Consider the following 15339-nt stretch of genomic DNA (forward strand, 5'->3'; position numbering starts at 1 on the left):
GCTTCTCAGGCGCCGGCGAGAATGAAGTCTCGGATCGCCCGGTCGTAGCGCTCCGGTTCATCCTCCACGATGCCATGGCCGCAATCGGCGAAGCGCTCGAACCGAGCGAGGCCGGCGGGACAATGCTGCATGATCTCCTCATTGAAGGCGATCGGGGTGATCGGGTCGGATTCTCCGGCCATGACGAGCACTGGGCATCCGATGCAGCCGAGCGCCTCGCGGAAATCCATGCGGCCATGCTCGTTGGCTGGGCCGTTGAACCATTGGCCGGTCTCGTTGCGCAGGATGGCGCGCTGGACCCAATCGGGCGGCCCGCGCCGTTTGGTCCGGTAGAGCGGGGCGCAGCGTTCGAGATAAGGCGCGCGTGTTTCTGGCGAAGGATTCGACCAATAGGCTTCGGCGATGCGGCCGGCCTCCGGGCCGCCGAGCCTCTCGAATGCCTCATAGATGGCGGGAAAATCGACTTTCGCCGCCGTGCTGATCAGGATCAGCTTGCCGGGATGATCTGGATGGCGCGTGGCGTAGGACTGGGCCACGAAGCCGCCGAACGAGGTGCCGAGCACGATGGGCTTTTCGATGCCGAGCGCGTCGCAGAGGCCTTTCACGTCATCGCCCCATTGCGCCAGCGTCCAGTTTTCGCGCGGACCGTCCTCGCTGCGGCCGCAGCCGCGATGGTCGTAATAGACGATCTGCGCGATGTCGCTCAGCGTGGAGAAGGCGGGTTTGTAGAGGCTGTGGTCGGCACCGGGACCTCCATGCAGCAGGATCAGCGTCGGCTTTTGCCGCATGCGTGGGCCGTCGGGCACCAGGGCCAAGCCCTCGACGTCGACATACAGCCTGACGCCATTGACCTTGACGAACATGGCCGCGCTCCCTTGCCTCAGGCGATGGAGCGACGATAGTCACGCCCCGGATTCGCTCAAGCCCGCGGCTCCGTTGTCATTAGAGCAATTTCCGATCCGATTGGATCGTTCAATTGCTCTAGATCTTTGTTTTAACGCATTTTCTTCACGCGAACCGGTATCCACTTCGCTCGAAAATGCTCTGAGGAGCCCATCCATGATCCGCATCACGCTCGCCGGCTGCACCGGCTGGGTCGGCAAGGCGCTCGTCGCGGCGATCATGGCCGCGCCCGATCTTGAACTGGTCGCCGGCGTCTCGCGCAAGGCGGCGGGGCATGATCTCGGCGAGGCGGCTGGGCTTTCCGCCAACGGGCTGCCGGTGTTTGCCAGCATGACTGAAGCGCTGCGCGTGCCCTGCGATGTGGTGATCGACTACACCAAGCCCGACAGCGTGAAGGGCAATGTGCTCGCGGCGGTCGCGGCCGGACGCCATGTCGTCGTCGGCGCATCCGGCATGACGGGCGAGGATTATGCCGAGATCGATGCGGCGGCGAAGGCTGCGGGCGTCGGCGTGCTCGCCGCCGGCAATTTCTCGATCACCGCGACATTGCTGCGCCGCTTCGCCCGCGAGGCGGTCAAATATGTCCCCGATGTCGAGATCATCGATTACGCCTCGCCCTCCAAGCCCGACACGCCGTCCGGCACCGGGCGCGAATTGGCCGAGACGCTCGGGGCCGAGCGCATGGCCGCGACCTCCAAGCCGGTATCCGAGCTCGGCGGCGTCCGCGAGACGCGCGGCGGCGCGATCGGCGCGCCTCATCCGGTGCAGGTCCATTCTGTGCGGATGCCGGGCTTCGTGCTCTCCTGCGAGGCTGTGTTCGGGCTGCCCGATGAGCGCCTGGTGATCCGCCACGATGCCGGCACCTCGGCGGCGCCTTATGTCGGCGGGACCTTGCTGGCGGCGCGGCGGGTCTCCGATCAGACCGGCCTGAGGCGCGGGCTCGACAGCCTGATGGGCTGATGATGCCATTGCGAGGAGGCCGCGCCGCGCAAAGATCGATAACTGGCTAAATAACTGATATTATTTGATTTAAATGCGCTCTGTTAACCGCTCGTTCGTCCGGCTCTGCGAAACCTCGCGCCAATCCGGCGAAAGTGGCTTTGGCGATGCGGCGAGTGGGTTTGACGGCGAAGATCACGCTGCTGTTTGCGCTGCTCGGCGTTGCGGCGGGGCTTGGCCTGGTCAGCGCGGTGAAGGGCCTCGACGAGGTGCGCGAGATCGACCGGCAGGCCTTCACCAGCCTGGCATTGGCGAACAAGGCCGCCTTGCTCTCGAACCGGGTGGCGAATGCCTCCTTGCTCAGTCAGTTCGACGAGACGGCAAGCCCGCGCTCCGTCGAGGCGGCGCTCGATACGCTCGACGGCGCGGTCGATCTCGTCGATGCGGCGCGGGCAAGCCTGCTCTCGGCCTTGCCGGACGCGATCCGCCAGGCCAACCCAACACTCGACCCGAACATCCACACCTTCATCGCCTTCAAGAAGGACATCGTCGAGATCGGCCGGCGTATCTCGCCTAAAGCCGCCTTGCTCGAAGCGAGCGCCGATGCGGCCCGCGAGAACGTTCGCCAGATCATCTCCGTCACCTCAAAGCTCACCGACGATCTCGACAAGCGGGCGCAGCTCAGTGCCGCGCAGGCGGGTGCGCTGGCCCAGGCGCTGCGCCTGCGCGCGATCGTGACCGCGCTGTGCCTGCCGCTTGGGGGGGCGTTGCTGGCGGTCTATCTGCTGCGCACCCATCTGACGCGGCCCCTGCGCGAATTGATGGCGGCGATCGGCGTGGCGACCTCCTCATCGCAGGTCATCGAGGTGCCGCATACGCAGCGACGCGACGAGATCGGCCAGCTCGCCCGCACGGTGCGGACATTGAGCGAGGTCCGCGCCACGCTGGTGACGCGCGAGGCCGAGGCTGATCTCGCACATTCGCATGCGGGCGCACGGACGCAGGAACTCGGCCGGATCGCCGAAGCCTTCGAGGACAGGATCGGCGTCCTGCTGGCCGATATCGCGGGGCTCAGCGAGGTGCTGCATGGCGCGTTGCAGGAAGCGGCCGTGCGCGCCCAGCAGGTTTCGGCGGCCTCGGGCACGGCGGCGGCTGCGGTCGAGGGGGCCGGTGCGGATGCGCGCGGCATCACCGAGGCGGCCTTGCGGCTCGAACATGTCGTCGGGCAGATCAACAGCGAGGTCGGCCGAGTTTCGCAGACGGCCTCAGCGGCGAACCGGGACGCGGAGGGCGCCGTCCATCTGGTCGGCCGCCTGACCGAGAACGCGGCGCAGATCCGCGACGTCGTCGGCCTCATCGAGGCGATCGCACGGCAGACCAATCTCCTGGCGCTGAACGCGACGATCGAGGCGGCACGCGCCGGCGTGCATGGGCGCGGTTTTGCCGTGGTCGCCAGCGAGGTCAAGGCGCTCGCCGGCCAGACGGCCGATGCGACGGCGCGGATCGTGCGCCGCATCGGCATGGTCAACAGCGCCTTGTCGGACGCGGCCCAGGCGGTCTCAGGCATCGTCGCCAGCGTCGGCGCGGTCGAGCAGACCAGCACCGAGATTTCGACCATGGTCGGTTCGCATGCCGAACTGCTCGGCTCGCTCGGCGACACCGTCGCGCGGATCTCCTCCGTCACGGGTGCGGCCGCCGGCGCCATGGCCGAGATCGCCATGGCCAATGCGCAATCGGTCGCCCAGGCCGATATGGGCGCAGCCGGCGCTCGCGACCTCGACGCCCGCATCGCGGCGCTGCAGGGCGAGGCCGAGGAGTTCGTTCGCCGCTTGCGCGCGGCCTGAAGCCCATCTGTTTGGAAACTCCGCGAGCCCTCATCCTGAGGAGCCATTCCCCTGGGAATGGCGTCTCGAAGGATGCTCCAGGAGGCTCCGGAACCATCTGGAGCATCCTTCGAGACGCCGCTGCGCGGCTCCTCAGGATGAGGGCTGGAATTTCCAAATACGCTCTGAGGTCGCGCTTGCCATTCCGGCGCGACTCGCGGCGTTGTGCGGCATGATCCGGATCCGCTCTTTTTCCCGCCGATGAACTGGTCGCCGCAGCAGGATGCCGCGCTGACCGCGGTCGCGCGCTGGCTCCAGGCCGGCGATCCGCAGCTTTTCCGGATGTTCGGCTATGCCGGCACCGGCAAGACTACCTTGGCGCGCCATATTGCCGAGGCCGTCGACGGTGACGTCGTCTTCGCCGCCTTCACCGGCAAGGCCGCGCTGGTGCTGCGCAACAAGGGCTGCGTCGGCGCGCAGACGATTCATTCATTGATCTACCGCTCGCGCGGCGTCGAGGAGGAAAGCCCGACCTTCGTGCTCAACCGCGAGAGTGTTGCTGCCAAGGCCAAGCTGATCATCATCGACGAATGCTCGATGGTCGACGAGGATCTCGGCAAGGATCTGCTCTCTTTCGGCACGCCGGTGCTGGTGCTGGGCGATCCGGCGCAGCTTCCCCCGGTCAAGGGCGGCGGCTTCTTCACCGAGGTCGAGCCCGACATCATGCTGACCGAGGTGCATCGCCAGGCGGCCGACAACCCGATCGTGCGGATGTCGATGATCATCCGCGAGGGTGGCCGGCTCGATGTCGGCGATTACGGCCAGAGCCGCGTCATTCGGCGCGATGAGGTGACGCCCGAGATCGTGCTCGGCGCCGACCAGGTGCTGGTCGGCATGAACAAGACACGGCGCAACTACAATGCCCGCATGCGCCAGCTCATGGGCCGCACCGAGACCGTTCCCGTCGCCGGCGAGAAGCTGGTCTGCCTGCGCAACGACAAGAGCAAGGGCCTGCTCAATGGCGGCTCATGGATCGTACAGGAGCTGAAGACCTCGAAGAAGGGGCTCGTCACCATGCGCGTGACGCCGGAGGACGACACCGGCGGCAAGCCCGTCAAGGTTTCGGTTCTGCCGAATTTCTTCGACGGCACCGAGGATGAGGTGCCCTGGGAGCTGCGCAAGCATACCGACGAATTCACCTTCGGCTACGCGCTGACCGTCCATAAGGCGCAAGGCTCGCAATGGGACGACATCGTCCTGTTCGACGAAAGCTTCGCCTTCCGCGAGCACCGGGCGAGGTGGCTCTACACCGGACTGACGCGGGCGGCGGAGACGATCACGGTGGTGGTGTAGGGGTGGGCCCAATGCCGAAGATGACGATGTCGGAGCCCGATGAAAGCGCGACGGCCGCAGGCGCGGTCGACCTTGATCTCGCCGATATCGACGAGAGTTCGTATCTGCGATTGGTGGGGTCGACACTTTGCGAATGGCGCAGCGCTGCCGACGCGGAAGCGTATGACGGCCTTTTGGAAACGATCGGCGTTGCCCCAAGTCGCGACGTCATCCCGGGCTTGACCCGGGGTCCATCATAGGGATCGACGGCGCCTTACGATGGATCCCGGGTCAAGCCCGGGATGACGTAGTGTTTCCGAACTTGACCAGTTTTGCCGCTACGGATTCTCTTGGAGAATCGCCTCACAACGCCTGCGCCGTCGTTCCCTTCGCCACGATCGGCCCGGTCGGGCGGCCGGTCGGCGAACCTGTCGCCGGCTCCAGCGTGATCTCGAAGAGCTGATCCTTGCCGAGCGGGAGCTGGTCGAGCCTCAGCTTCGTCGTGCGGGCGCGCTCGATCAACCCGACCGAGCGCGGGCCGACGGCGCGATCCCAGAGCGTCCAGATTTCCAGCGCCTTGCCCTCGGGCACATGGATCGCCTGCAGCGGCACCATCTCGACGCGGCCATCGGCGAAGGTGTTGACCACGGCCGCCGCGACGCTGGCCTCGGTCAGCAGCACCGCGACCATGACCGGCTGGCGCCTCGCCCGGTCGAGCGCCCCGTCGAGGCCGATGGCGAGCGGGATGGCCGCGAGCGCTCCGGCGAAGGCCGCGCCGCGCCAGACGAAAAGGCTGTTCCACCAGGCCGACAGGCGGCTGCCGGCATAAGGAGCGGTCTTGCGCAGGATTGTCGTCGTTGCCGCTCGCGCCGGGGCTGCGTTCTGCGCCAGCGTCGCCAGTTCGGCTTCGATCCGGCTCCATAGGGTTGGCGATGGAGCAAGCGGTGTTGCCGTCGCGTCGATGCCGGCGAAATGGCGACGCCAGCTTTCGACGGAGGCAGCGAGCTCGGGATCGCTTTCGAGCTGCTGCTCGAAGGCGGTGCGATCGGCCCCCTCGATCAAGCCGAGGACATATTCGCCCGCCTGGGCCGTGCGCTCGTTGGGCGTCAGGTTCATCTTGGCGGAGGGACTCATCCGAGGCACTCCTTCAGCGAGATCAGCGAGCGCCTGATCCAGGATTTCACCGTGCCGATCGGCATGTTCAGCCTGCCGGCGATCTCGCCATGGGTCAGGCCCTGGACGAAGGCGAGCAGCACGATGCCGCGCCGCTGCGGCGGCAGCGTCTCGAGGCACGTGCGCAGGGCTTTGGCGTCCGACAGCTTCGACATGATCGTCTCGGGATCGTCCTCTTCGCTCGCCATTTCCTCGGCGACAGGTTCCTCACGCGTTTCGGTGCGCTTCTCGTCGCGCAGGATCGAGAGCGAGCGGTTGCGCAGGATCGCGTAGATCCAGGTCAGGCCGCTGCCGCGCTCGGGGTCGAACCGCGCCGCATGCCGCCAGATCAGGACAAAGGCGTCCTGCACCGCCTCCTCGGCCAATGCGCGACGCTTCAGCAAACGCAGCGCCACACCCAGCATACGCGCGGACTCGGCATCGTAGATGCGCCGGAGCGCAGATTTATCGCCGGAAGCACAGGCGCGCAGCGCGGATTCGATCTCTGCAGCCTTCGCCGTCAGCGTGGCGTCGCTCGCCATTCCGGTCTCCCTTGCTGGCGCAACGCCCTGCCGGCCGTGGCCAGCCTCTTGTTACACATCTGGGGCCGCTGCGGATGCGCCAGGATTCTTTATTTTTCCTGCCGCATCCGCAAGCGGCAACGCAGCGTTGTCGCATCCGAGTGCCGCGGCCGAACAGAGGCCGACGGCACCGGAACAGACAACCGGAGGATAACGGCATGGACCGCAACACACGCCTTGCACTGATTGCTTCGACGATTCTTGGCGCATCCCTTGTCGCGCCGCTGGCTGCCCAGGCCGGCATGCTGGCCGTGCTCAGCGGTGACGAGACCCTGACGATGATCGACACTGCGACCCTGAAGGCCGGCAAATCGATGAAGGTCAGCGGCATCACCGGCAAGATCGCCGGCATCGACGTGCGGCCGGCCGACGGCATGCTCTATGCGCTGACGACCGACGGCACGATCTATACGGTCGATGCCGCCGGCAAGGCGACGATGAAGTCCAAGATGGATACCGTGCTGTCGGCCGGCGCCATGGCCACCGTCGATTTCAACCCGGTCGCCGACCGCATGCGCGTCATCGGCTCGGACGGCACCAATCTTCGCGTCAATGTCGATGACGGCAAGACCACCGTCGATGGCAAGCTGAAATTCGCCGAGACCGACATGCACAAGGGCGAGGCGCCGATGATCGTCGGCGGTGCCTATATCAACGCGGTGAAGGGCGCCAAGGAGACGGTGCTCTATGACATCGACGCCAAGATCGGCGCCCTGATCAAGCAGGCTCCGCCGAATGATGGCGTCCTTGGAGCGGTCGGCAAGCTGGGTGTGATGCCGAAAACCATCGCTTTTGATATCGAAACAGCGGCGGACGGAACCAATACCGGCTGGCTGCTGGCGGATGGCGCCCTGCACAAGGTCGATCTCGCTACCGGCAAGGCCACGACGGTTGGGCAGCTTACCGGGTTGACCGCGCCTGTGCGTGATATCGCGGCGCTTCCGGCGTCGTAAGTCCGGGACGACCTGATCCGGCCATTCGGTAGGGCTGCCGCCTCGCAAGGGGCGGCGGTCCTTCTCATGGTTCGGTCGCTGGCCCGGACGTGAGACAAGGACGTCGATGTCGCCATCAAATGGCGCGATGTCCCCCAGCTTTTCGCCATTATTTGCATCGACCTTGTATCATGATGTTTCGGTCGAATCCCGATCGGAGATGCAGATATGGCGACCCCGGACGGCAGCCGCGCCGGCGGCATCGGGCTCCAGCGTTTCGGCCTCGGCGCAAGGCCGGGGCAACCGCGCGACCAGCGTGATGCGGCGCGTGAGAGCATGCTCGCCGAGGTCGCGCGCGGGGTCGTCGCGCAGCCGTTGAACCCACCGTTCTCGGGCGCGGCCGAGATTGGCGGCGCGCTCTTCGCCTTCGAGGACAAGGAGCGCATGGAGCGCGAGGCGAAGCGCCTCGCCGGGCAGGCGCAGGCGCAGGCCATTCAGGTTGCAGCCGCGCCGCCCAATCCGCAAACCGCGCCAAACCCGCAAGCGCCTGCCGCTCCGCAGGCTCCGCAGAACCAGATGGCGCAGCCGGCCAAGCCGGCCAACGAGCCGCCGCTGCCCTTCAAAACCTATCGCGACGAGGTCGTCGCCAGGGTGCAGCTCGCGCTCGATGCCGAGAGCGGCTTTGCCGAGCGATTGGTGCAGTTCTGGTCGAACCATTTCTGCATCGCTGCAACCAAGAGCAATATCGGGCGCAGCATGGCGGGCGCCTATGAGCGCGAGGCCATCAGGCCGCATGTCTTCGGCCGTTTCGAGGAGATGCTGGTCGCCGCCGAGAGCCATCCGGCCATGCTGGATTTCCTGGATAACCGGCTCTCGATCGGGCCGGGCTCGCCGGCCGGCAAGCGGCGTGGGCGCGGCCTCAACGAGAACCAGGCACGCGAAATCCTCGAACTGCACACGCTTGGCGTCCATGGCGGCTATTCCCAGGCCGACGTCACCAATCTTGCGCGCATCATCACGGGCTGGACCATGGTCGGGCGCGAGGCGGTGCTGGGGTTCCCCGGCTCCTTCGCCTTCAATGTCGGTTTGCACGAGCCCGGGGCGCAGCCCCTGCTGGGTAAGGAGTACGCCCAACCCGGCAAGGCCCAGGGGCTGGCGGCCTTGACCGACCTTGCGCATCATCCCGCCACCGCCGATTTCATCGCGCTGAAGCTGGCGCGGCATTTCGTGGCCGACGAGCCGCCGCCCGCCCTCGTCGGTTCGCTGTCGCAGGTGTTCCGCCGGACGCAAGGCGATCTCGCCGCTGTCTCGCGCGCGCTGCTCGAATCGAACGTGGCCTGGAATGCCGAGCCGACTAAGATCCGCTCGCCGCAGGAGTTCCTGATCGCGAGCTATCGCGCGCTTGGCCGCAAGGCCGATCCCGGCCAGATTCTCGGACCTCTCGGCGTGATGGGACAGCCCTTCTGGCAGCCGTCGGGACCCAATGGCTATCCCGACACCAACGCTGCCTGGGCCTCGGCCGAAGGCATCAAGACCCGCATCGACGTCGCCGCCGGCTGGGGCCGGCAGGCGGCCGGCAGCGTGCCCGATCCGCGCGCGCTGACCGAGGACATTCTTGGCCCGCTCGCCTCGCCCGAGACCCGCCAGACCGTGGCGCGGGCGGAAAGCAAGCCGCAGGCGCTGGCGCTGCTGCTGATGTCACCCGAATTTCAGCGGAGATGAGCCCGATGATGGACATCGACGACGATTGCGAAGCGATGACGCCCTCGCGGCGGGCGGTTCTGGGCGCGGCGGGGGCGCTCTTCGCCTGGTCCTTCGTGCCGAAATTCGCCTATGCGGCGGCGGGCAGCCGCGATCCGCGCTTCCTGCTTGTGGTGCTGCGCGGCGCGCTCGATGGCCTCTCGGCGGTGCCGCCGATCGGCGATCCCGACTATGCCGGTCTGCGCGAGGGCATTGCCCTGACCAAGGATGGTCCCGATGCCGCCTTGCCGCTCGACGGCTTCTTCTACCTTCATCCCGCCATGCCGAATCTGGCGCGGCTCTATGGTGCCGGCCAGGCCTCGATCGTGCACGCGGCGGCGACGGGCTATCGCGAGCGCTCGCATTTCGACGGGCAAGACGTGCTCGAAAGCGGGCAGGCCGGTCCCGGCCGTACCGATAGCGGGTGGCTCAATCGCCTGATCGCGAGCCTGCCACCCGGCGAGACGGTGTCGCGCCATGGCGTGCTCGGCGTCGGCGTGGTGCCGCCCTTGGTGGTGCGCGGCCCGGCGCCGATCCTGGGCTGGTCGCCGCCGCGCATGGCGCGGGCGGGGCCTGATCTGATGCAGCGCCTGTCCGATCTCTACGGCCAGCGCGATCCCGGGCTGGCGCGCGCGCTCTCGCAGGCGATCGAGACAGAGGGCATCGCCCTGCGCAGCAGCATGAATGGCGAGACGCGTGGCGGTGGCGGGCCCGACAGCGCGGACGGCATGAAGCGCATCGCCGAGGGCGCGGCGGGACTTGTCGGTGCCGATGACGGGCCGCGCATCGCCGCGCTCGCCTTCGAGGGCTGGGATACGCATGCCAATGAGGGCGGCGCCAAGGGGCGCCTTGCGCAACTATTGGGAGGGCTCGACGGCGCGCTGGCTGCCTTCGAGCAGGGCCTCAAGCCGGTCTGGAAGGATACGGTGGTGATGATCGTCACCGAGTTCGGCCGCACCGCGAAGGTCAACGGCACAGTCGGCACGGACCACGGCACCGGTACGATCGCCTTCCTCGTCGGCGGCGCGGTCAAGGGCGGGCGGATGGTCGTGGACTGGCCGGGGCTGAAGCCCGAGCAACTCTACGAGAAGCGCGATCTCAAGCCGACGACGGATATCCGCGGCGTGGCCAAGGGCGTGGTGTCGGAGCTGTTCGGGCTCTCGGGGCCGGTGCTGGCGGAGAGGGTATTTCCGGGCACCGGCGAGCTTGCGCCGATGCGGGGGCTGGTGGGGTAGGGCGGATCGTCATGCTCGGGCAAGCGAAGCGCAGACCCGAGCATCTCGTTCAAGAGCTTCCCGGGTCACTGCTTCGCAGTGCCCGGGAATGACGCTGTCGTTCAAGCCCATTCGCGCTTGGCGAGCTTTTCCTCGTAGGCCTGGATCTTCGGGGCCTTCTCCATGGTCAGGCCGATATCGTCGAGGCCGTTGATCAGGCAGTGCTTGCGGAACGGGTCGAGGTCGAACTTCACCGTGCCGCCGTCGGGACCCTTGATCTCCTGCTTTTCGAGATCGACCGTCAGCGTCGCGTTCGAGCCGCGATCGGCGTCGTCGAACAGCTTCTCCAGATCCTCCGGGCTGACCACGATCGGCAGAATGCCGTTCTTGAAGCAATTATTGTAGAAGATGTCGGCGAAGGACGTCGAAATCACGCAGCGGATGCCGAAATCGAGCAGGGCCCAGGGTGCATGCTCGCGCGACGAGCCGCAGCCGAAATTGTCGCCGGCGACCAAGATCTCCGACTTGCGATAGGCCGGCTGGTTCAGCACGAAATCGGGATTCTCCGAGCCGTCCTCCTTGTAGCGCATCTCGGCGAACAGGGCGGTGCCGAGCCCGGTGCGCTTGATCGTCTTGAGGTACTGCTTGGGGATGATCATGTCGGTGTCGACATTGATCACCTTCAGCGGGGCAGGCGTCGAGGTCAGCGTGGTGAAGGGCTGCATGGCGGGAACTCCGATGGGTCTTTCTGGCAGTGCTTTTGCGGGGTCTAGAGCTGCGAGGTCAGCAGCTTGAAACTGGCGAAGGTGAAGAAGGCGGCGAGACAGGCCTCTGCGCGGCGGCGGATCCGGCGATAGCCGGAGATCATCGAGGCGGTCGAAAACAGCACGGCGTAGAACTGGTTGATCCCCAGCGAGATCAGCATGCAGCCGATAATGATGGCGTAGAGCACGACCGGCGGCGTATCCGGGCGCAATCCCAGCGCGATGATCGCTGTCCAGCTCAGGATCGCCTTGGGGTTGGTCAGGTGCATGAGGTAGCCGCGCAGGAAGCTGCGGCGCCCCGAGATGGCGGCTTTCGGCGGCGGCATCTCGACCCGCATGGCCGAGCGCGCCGAACGCCAGGCCAGGAACAGCAGATAGACCCCGCCGACGATCTTGACGGTGTAGAGCGCTTCGGGATGGGCCACGACCAGGCCGGTGACGCCGATCGCGGCCAGAATTCCCCAGGTCAGCGAGCCGGCGGTGACGCCGAGCGCCAATATGGCGCCCGCATCCCGGCCGCGTTCCATCGAGGTCGCCATGACGACGAGGTTGCTCGGGCCGGGGCTGGCGACAGCCAGGAAGAAGGCCGAGTAGACCAGCGCCAGATCAGGCAGGTGGCGGATCAGGTCGTCGATCATCGTGCAGTGTCCGTTGTGAGGTCCACGGCAGGCTGCGGCGCTGCGCGGACGATCCGCGTGCTGGCCCAGATGTCGTGCAGCGGGGCGCGCGGCAGGCTGCGGCGAAGCTCGAATGGCCGCCACCAAGATAGTGCCACGATAACGGCGGCAAAGAATGCCGGCGCAAGAAGCCAGGCGCTAAGATTGTAAGCACCGACGAGTAAGAACGTGCCGATGCCCAACGCTATAACCAGCACGACGGGAATGTAGGCGTAGACGAGACGCAGAAATACAGCCTTCAGTCCGGCTCTCTCGCCATCCGCAGTCACGAGCTGGAGACCCATCAGCTTCATGCCGGGTGTGGCGCGCAAACGTGAGGCGAGGAAGATGAGGCCCGCAACCAAGAAAAGCAGAAGGCCGAGCGAGTCCAGATAGAATGGTGATGCGGGATTGCCTGCCGTATCAACTGGTACGGAGACGCTGTGTGTAATCACGACGCTGTTCTTCTGCTTCTCGCTACGAGCCAAGACGATGATATGATTCTGCGTGATGCCGAAGCTACTGATGTTGCATTGTGCGGCGGTAGTCCAGTCCACGCCAGGCATTGCCTCGTTGCCGGCTGCCAATACAGCCGGCGATACCTTAGCGGGGCCGCAACTGCGGGTGACGATGCCGAACCCGCTGAGGCGCAGCGTATCGCTCGTGCCGCTGGTCACGAGGGTGAAGGCGAGCACGAAGATCAGCGAGGCTGCGACGAAGTCAATCGCCACCGCGAAGCTGCGGCGCCAGAACCAGAGTTTCTGCGGCTCAGCCATGCTTCATCCCGCCTCGGCTTCGATGGCGTCCATGTCTTCATCGGAAAAGCCGAAATGATGGCCGATCTCGTGAACCAGAACATGGGTGACGATCGCGCCCAGGCTCTCGTCGTTCTCGGCCCAGTAGTCCAGGATCGGGCGGCGATAGAGATGGATGGTGTTGGGCATCTGGCCGGTCTGTGGGGCATAGCCCTGCTGCGGCAGGCCGATGCCGCTGAAGAGGCCGAGGATGTCGAAGGGGCTCTCGGCCTCGAGCTCCTTCAGCACCTCGTCCTCGGGGAACTCGGTGACGTTGAAGACGACGTCGCTGCAGAGCGCGCGGAAAGCATCCGGCAAATGGTCGAAGGCGGCCTGCGCCAAGATCTCGAACTCGGCGATGGAAGGCGCTTTCGCGCCATCCCAACCGATGCTGGAGCTGGCTTGCGCATGAGCGCTCGCACTGGCCGTGGCCGAGACTGAAGGCACGCTTCCCATCACCAGATCTTCAATTGATGGCCGAGCCAATAGGCCAGCACGATTACGCCAAGCAGCGACAGGGACCGGCCGATGCGCCGGCCCCAGAGCTCGATCTTGTCGCCATCAGGCGCATCGCCGCCGGAAAAATGCTCGGCGGCGCGGCCCATGGAGGAGCCGAGCAGGCTCTCGCTGTCGCGCTTGACGCGGTCGAGCGCGGCCTGGGCCTCGGCGGCGCGGGCGGTTTCGCGGGGGTCGTTCGACATGCTCGTTACCCCCGCTGACCGGGTCTCACCCCAACTGCCTGACATCGACGAAGTGGCCGGCCAGAGCGGCAGCGGCGGCCATCTGCGGCGAGACCAGATGCGTCCTGCCCTTGTAGCCCTGGCGGCCCTCGAAATTGCGGTTCGAGGTCGAGGCGGCGCGCTGGCCCGGCTTGAGCTGGTCGGGGTTCATCGCCAGGCACATCGAGCAGCCCGGCTCACGCCATTCGAAGCCGGCGGCAAGGAAGATCTTGTGCAGTCCTTCCTGCTCCGCCTGCTGCTTCACGAGACCCGAGCCCGGCACGATCATGGCGTAGTCGAGCGAGCTCGCGATCTTCTTGCCTTCGACGATCTTGGCGACGGCGCGCAGATCCTCGATGCGACCATTGGTGCAGGAGCCGATCCAGATCACGTCGAGCGGGATGTCGGTGATCTTGGTGCCGGCGGTCAGGCCCATATAGTCGAGCGCGCGCTGCTTGGATGTGCGCTTGGTCTCGTCCTCGATCAGGGCGGGATCGGGCACTGCGCCCGCGACCGAGATGACGTCCTCCGGGCTCGTGCCCCAGGAGACGATCGGCGGCAGGTTGTTGGCGTCGAGCCGGACGATGCGGTCGAAATGCGCGCCCTCGTCGCTGTACAGCGTCTCCCAATAGCGCATCGCCGCATCCCAGGCCGCCCCCTTGGGCGCCTTGGGACGGCCGTTCAGATAGGCGAAGGCCTTCTCGTCAGGCGCGACCATGCCGGCGCGCGCGCCGCCCTCGATCGACATGTTGCACAGCGTCATGCGCCCTTCCATCGAGAGCGCGCGGATGGCGTCGCCGGCATATTCGATGACCGAGCCGGTGCCGCCGGCCGTGCCGGTCTCGCCGATGATGGCCAGCGTGATGTCCTTGGCGGTGACGCCCTTGGCGAGCGTGCCGTCCACCTGGACGAGCATGTTCTTGGCTTTCTTCTGGATCAGCGTCTGGGTGGCGAGCACATGCTCGACCTCCGAGGTGCCGATGCCATGCGCCAGCGCCCCGAAGGCGCCATGCGTCGAGGTATGGCTGTCGCCGCAGACGATGGTGGTGCCGGGCAGGGTGAAGCCCTGCTCGGGGCCGACGATGTGGACGATGCCCTGGCGGATATCGAGCTCGTTGAAATACTCGACGCCGAAATCCTTGGCGTTCCTGGCCAAAGCCTCGACCTGGATGCGGCTTTCCTCTTCGGTGATGCCCTTGCTGCGGTCGGTCGTCGGGATGTTGTGGTCGACGACGGCCAGGGTCTTCTCAGGCGAGCGGACCTTGCGGCCGGTCAGGCGCAGCCCCTCGAAAGCCTGCGGGCTCGTGACCTCATGGACGAGGTGGCGGTCGATATAGAGCAGGCAGGTTCCGTCCTCCTGACGATCGACGATGTGGTCGTCGAAGATCTTGTCGTAGAGCGTGCGTGGGGTGGCGTTGGACGTCATGACGTGGTGGCCTCTGTCGGATACCCAAGAATGTCTTGGCTGATATCGGGAATGTCTTGAACGGGTCCGGCTCATGCCGGAGGGCGCAGCGCAACGGCCTGTCGCCGGCCGAAAACGGCCGGTCTCAGGCGCGCGTAAGGCCTGCGGCGATCGACGCCGTGAAACGTCCGAAAAAGCGCCAGGGCAGGCGGGCGTGATCGTCGAGCGCGACAAAGTCCTGCGTCGTCGGCAGGGCAGGCAGATGGCCTTCACCCTGGACGGCGCAGACGCGCAGCATCGATCGATCGGAACGCAGTGACATGAGGGAGTGTCTAGCAGTTCTAAGGTGGCGCGACAATCGAGATGCGGCCTTGCGAGATACAGC

17 protein-coding genes are annotated in these 15339 nt (G+C 66.2%); 7 read left to right on the top strand and 10 right to left on the bottom strand.

All coding sequences use genetic code 11. The features are described from left to right. Positions 1 to 5 precede the first annotated feature (5 nt). On the bottom strand, positions 6 to 863 hold the full coding sequence (locus CYD53_RS01325) for an alpha/beta fold hydrolase (protein WP_103716328.1): 858 nt from the start codon (positions 861 to 863) through the stop codon (positions 6 to 8). A gap of 196 nt (positions 864 to 1059) precedes the next feature. On the opposite strand from CYD53_RS01325, the gene dapB reads away from it, so the two are divergent. The 4 genes from dapB to CYD53_RS01345 all read left to right on the top strand — a co-directional run bounded on the left by dapB (position 1060) and on the right by CYD53_RS01345 (position 5257). Beyond that, positions 1060 to 1863 carry a 4-hydroxy-tetrahydrodipicolinate reductase gene (dapB, locus tag CYD53_RS01330; protein WP_103716329.1) on the top strand — a complete coding sequence of 268 codons (804 nt, stop codon included), beginning with the start codon at positions 1060 to 1062 and terminating at the stop codon, positions 1861 to 1863. Between the two features lie 161 nt (positions 1864 to 2024). Beyond that, positions 2025 to 3686: a methyl-accepting chemotaxis protein gene (locus CYD53_RS01335; protein ID WP_103716330.1), complete on the top strand. Its 1662-nt coding sequence runs from the start codon at positions 2025 to 2027 to the stop codon at positions 3684 to 3686. A gap of 240 nt (positions 3687 to 3926) precedes the next feature. Beyond that, complete coding sequence (locus CYD53_RS01340; protein ID WP_103716651.1) at positions 3927 to 5018, top strand: ATP-dependent DNA helicase; 1092 nt, start codon at positions 3927 to 3929, stop codon at positions 5016 to 5018. A gap of 11 nt (positions 5019 to 5029) precedes the next feature. Beyond that, positions 5030 to 5257 carry a hypothetical protein gene (locus CYD53_RS01345; protein WP_103716331.1) on the top strand — a complete coding sequence of 76 codons (228 nt, stop codon included), beginning with the start codon at positions 5030 to 5032 and terminating at the stop codon, positions 5255 to 5257. 103 nt (positions 5258 to 5360) lie between these two features. Here the strand turns inward: CYD53_RS01345 and CYD53_RS01350 are convergent, their stop codons facing one another. Together CYD53_RS01350 and CYD53_RS01355 are read right to left on the bottom strand one after the other, a co-directional pair. Further along, a complete protein-coding gene (locus tag CYD53_RS01350) occupies positions 5361 to 6131 on the bottom strand; it encodes an anti-sigma factor (RefSeq protein WP_245928029.1) in 771 nt (256 codons plus the stop codon). Continuing rightward, positions 6128 to 6691: a sigma-70 family RNA polymerase sigma factor gene (locus CYD53_RS01355; protein WP_103716332.1), complete on the bottom strand. Its 564-nt coding sequence runs from the start codon at positions 6689 to 6691 to the stop codon at positions 6128 to 6130. The genes CYD53_RS01350 and CYD53_RS01355 overlap by 4 nt, the downstream gene beginning before the upstream one ends. Positions 6692 to 6888: 197 nt before the next feature. Here CYD53_RS01355 and CYD53_RS01360 point away from each other — a divergent pair, with 197 nt between their 5' ends. From CYD53_RS01360 to CYD53_RS01370, 3 genes are all read left to right on the top strand, one after another. Next, positions 6889 to 7683, top strand: coding sequence for a DUF4394 domain-containing protein (locus CYD53_RS01360; protein ID WP_103716333.1), 795 nt, complete (start codon positions 6889 to 6891; stop codon positions 7681 to 7683). A 207-nt stretch (positions 7684 to 7890) separates the two neighbouring features. Beyond that, positions 7891 to 9384, top strand: coding sequence for a DUF1800 domain-containing protein (locus CYD53_RS01365; RefSeq protein ID WP_103716334.1), 1494 nt, complete (start codon positions 7891 to 7893; stop codon positions 9382 to 9384). Positions 9385 to 9392: 8 nt separating this feature from the next. Next, positions 9393 to 10637: a DUF1501 domain-containing protein gene (locus CYD53_RS01370; protein ID WP_245928030.1), complete on the top strand. Its 1245-nt coding sequence runs from the start codon at positions 9393 to 9395 to the stop codon at positions 10635 to 10637. A gap of 101 nt (positions 10638 to 10738) precedes the next feature. Here CYD53_RS01370 and leuD read toward each other — a convergent pair whose 3' ends face one another. The 7 genes from leuD to CYD53_RS30080 form a co-directional block, all read right to left on the bottom strand. Then, positions 10739 to 11341, bottom strand: a complete 603-nt coding sequence (gene leuD, locus CYD53_RS01375) for a 3-isopropylmalate dehydratase small subunit (protein WP_103716335.1) — start codon at positions 11339 to 11341, stop codon at positions 10739 to 10741. 44 nt (positions 11342 to 11385) lie between these two features. Next, positions 11386 to 12018, bottom strand: a complete 633-nt coding sequence (locus CYD53_RS01380; RefSeq protein WP_103716336.1) for a LysE family translocator — start codon at positions 12016 to 12018, stop codon at positions 11386 to 11388. Further along, entirely contained in the window at positions 12015 to 12812 is a 798-nt protein-coding gene (locus CYD53_RS01385; RefSeq protein ID WP_103716337.1) for an RDD family protein, read from the bottom strand. The genes CYD53_RS01380 and CYD53_RS01385 overlap by 4 nt, the downstream gene beginning before the upstream one ends. Before the next feature lie 3 nt (positions 12813 to 12815). Next, positions 12816 to 13286, bottom strand: a complete 471-nt coding sequence (locus tag CYD53_RS01390; RefSeq protein ID WP_103716338.1) for a metallopeptidase family protein — start codon at positions 13284 to 13286, stop codon at positions 12816 to 12818. Beyond that, a complete protein-coding gene (locus tag CYD53_RS01395; RefSeq protein WP_092167190.1) occupies positions 13286 to 13531 on the bottom strand; it encodes a hypothetical protein in 246 nt (81 codons plus the stop codon). Before CYD53_RS01395 ends, CYD53_RS01390 begins: the two co-directional genes overlap by 1 nt. 25 nt (positions 13532 to 13556) lie before the next feature. Then, positions 13557 to 14975, bottom strand: a complete 1419-nt coding sequence (gene leuC / locus CYD53_RS01400; protein ID WP_103716339.1) for a 3-isopropylmalate dehydratase large subunit — start codon at positions 14973 to 14975, stop codon at positions 13557 to 13559. A gap of 124 nt (positions 14976 to 15099) precedes the next feature. Next, entirely contained in the window at positions 15100 to 15276 is a 177-nt protein-coding gene (locus CYD53_RS30080) for a hypothetical protein (RefSeq protein ID WP_158516284.1), read from the bottom strand. Positions 15277 to 15339 lie beyond the last annotated feature (63 nt).

The sequence above is a fragment of the Allobosea psychrotolerans genome (assembly GCF_002917105.1).
GTDB classification, from domain to species: Bacteria; Pseudomonadota; Alphaproteobacteria; order Rhizobiales; family Beijerinckiaceae; genus Allobosea; species Allobosea psychrotolerans.

Coding starts and splice junctions, on each gene's coding strand:
- CYD53_RS01365 (WP_103716334.1), top strand. CDS start 7,891: ATGGCGACCCCGGACGGCAGCCGCGCCGGCGGCATCGGGCTCCAGCGT.
- CYD53_RS01380 (WP_103716336.1), bottom strand. CDS start 12,018: ATGATCGACGACCTGATCCGCCACCTGCCTGATCTGGCGCTGGTCTAC.
- CYD53_RS01340 (WP_103716651.1), top strand. CDS start 3,927: ATGAACTGGTCGCCGCAGCAGGATGCCGCGCTGACCGCGGTCGCGCGC.
- dapB (WP_103716329.1), top strand. CDS start 1,060: ATGATCCGCATCACGCTCGCCGGCTGCACCGGCTGGGTCGGCAAGGCG.
- CYD53_RS01360 (WP_103716333.1), top strand. CDS start 6,889: ATGGACCGCAACACACGCCTTGCACTGATTGCTTCGACGATTCTTGGC.
- CYD53_RS01395 (WP_092167190.1), bottom strand. CDS start 13,531: ATGTCGAACGACCCCCGCGAAACCGCCCGCGCCGCCGAGGCCCAGGCC.
- CYD53_RS01350 (WP_245928029.1), bottom strand. CDS start 6,131: ATGAGTCCCTCCGCCAAGATGAACCTGACGCCCAACGAGCGCACGGCC.
- CYD53_RS01385 (WP_103716337.1), bottom strand. CDS start 12,812: ATGGCTGAGCCGCAGAAACTCTGGTTCTGGCGCCGCAGCTTCGCGGTG.
- CYD53_RS30080 (WP_158516284.1), bottom strand. CDS start 15,276: ATGTCACTGCGTTCCGATCGATCGATGCTGCGCGTCTGCGCCGTCCAG.
- leuD (WP_103716335.1), bottom strand. CDS start 11,341: ATGCAGCCCTTCACCACGCTGACCTCGACGCCTGCCCCGCTGAAGGTG.
- CYD53_RS01390 (WP_103716338.1), bottom strand. CDS start 13,286: ATGGGAAGCGTGCCTTCAGTCTCGGCCACGGCCAGTGCGAGCGCTCAT.
- CYD53_RS01325 (WP_103716328.1), bottom strand. CDS start 863: ATGTTCGTCAAGGTCAATGGCGTCAGGCTGTATGTCGACGTCGAGGGC.
- CYD53_RS01355 (WP_103716332.1), bottom strand. CDS start 6,691: ATGGCGAGCGACGCCACGCTGACGGCGAAGGCTGCAGAGATCGAATCC.
- CYD53_RS01370 (WP_245928030.1), top strand. CDS start 9,393: ATGGACATCGACGACGATTGCGAAGCGATGACGCCCTCGCGGCGGGCG.
- CYD53_RS01345 (WP_103716331.1), top strand. CDS start 5,030: ATGCCGAAGATGACGATGTCGGAGCCCGATGAAAGCGCGACGGCCGCA.
- leuC (WP_103716339.1), bottom strand. CDS start 14,975: ATGACGTCCAACGCCACCCCACGCACGCTCTACGACAAGATCTTCGAC.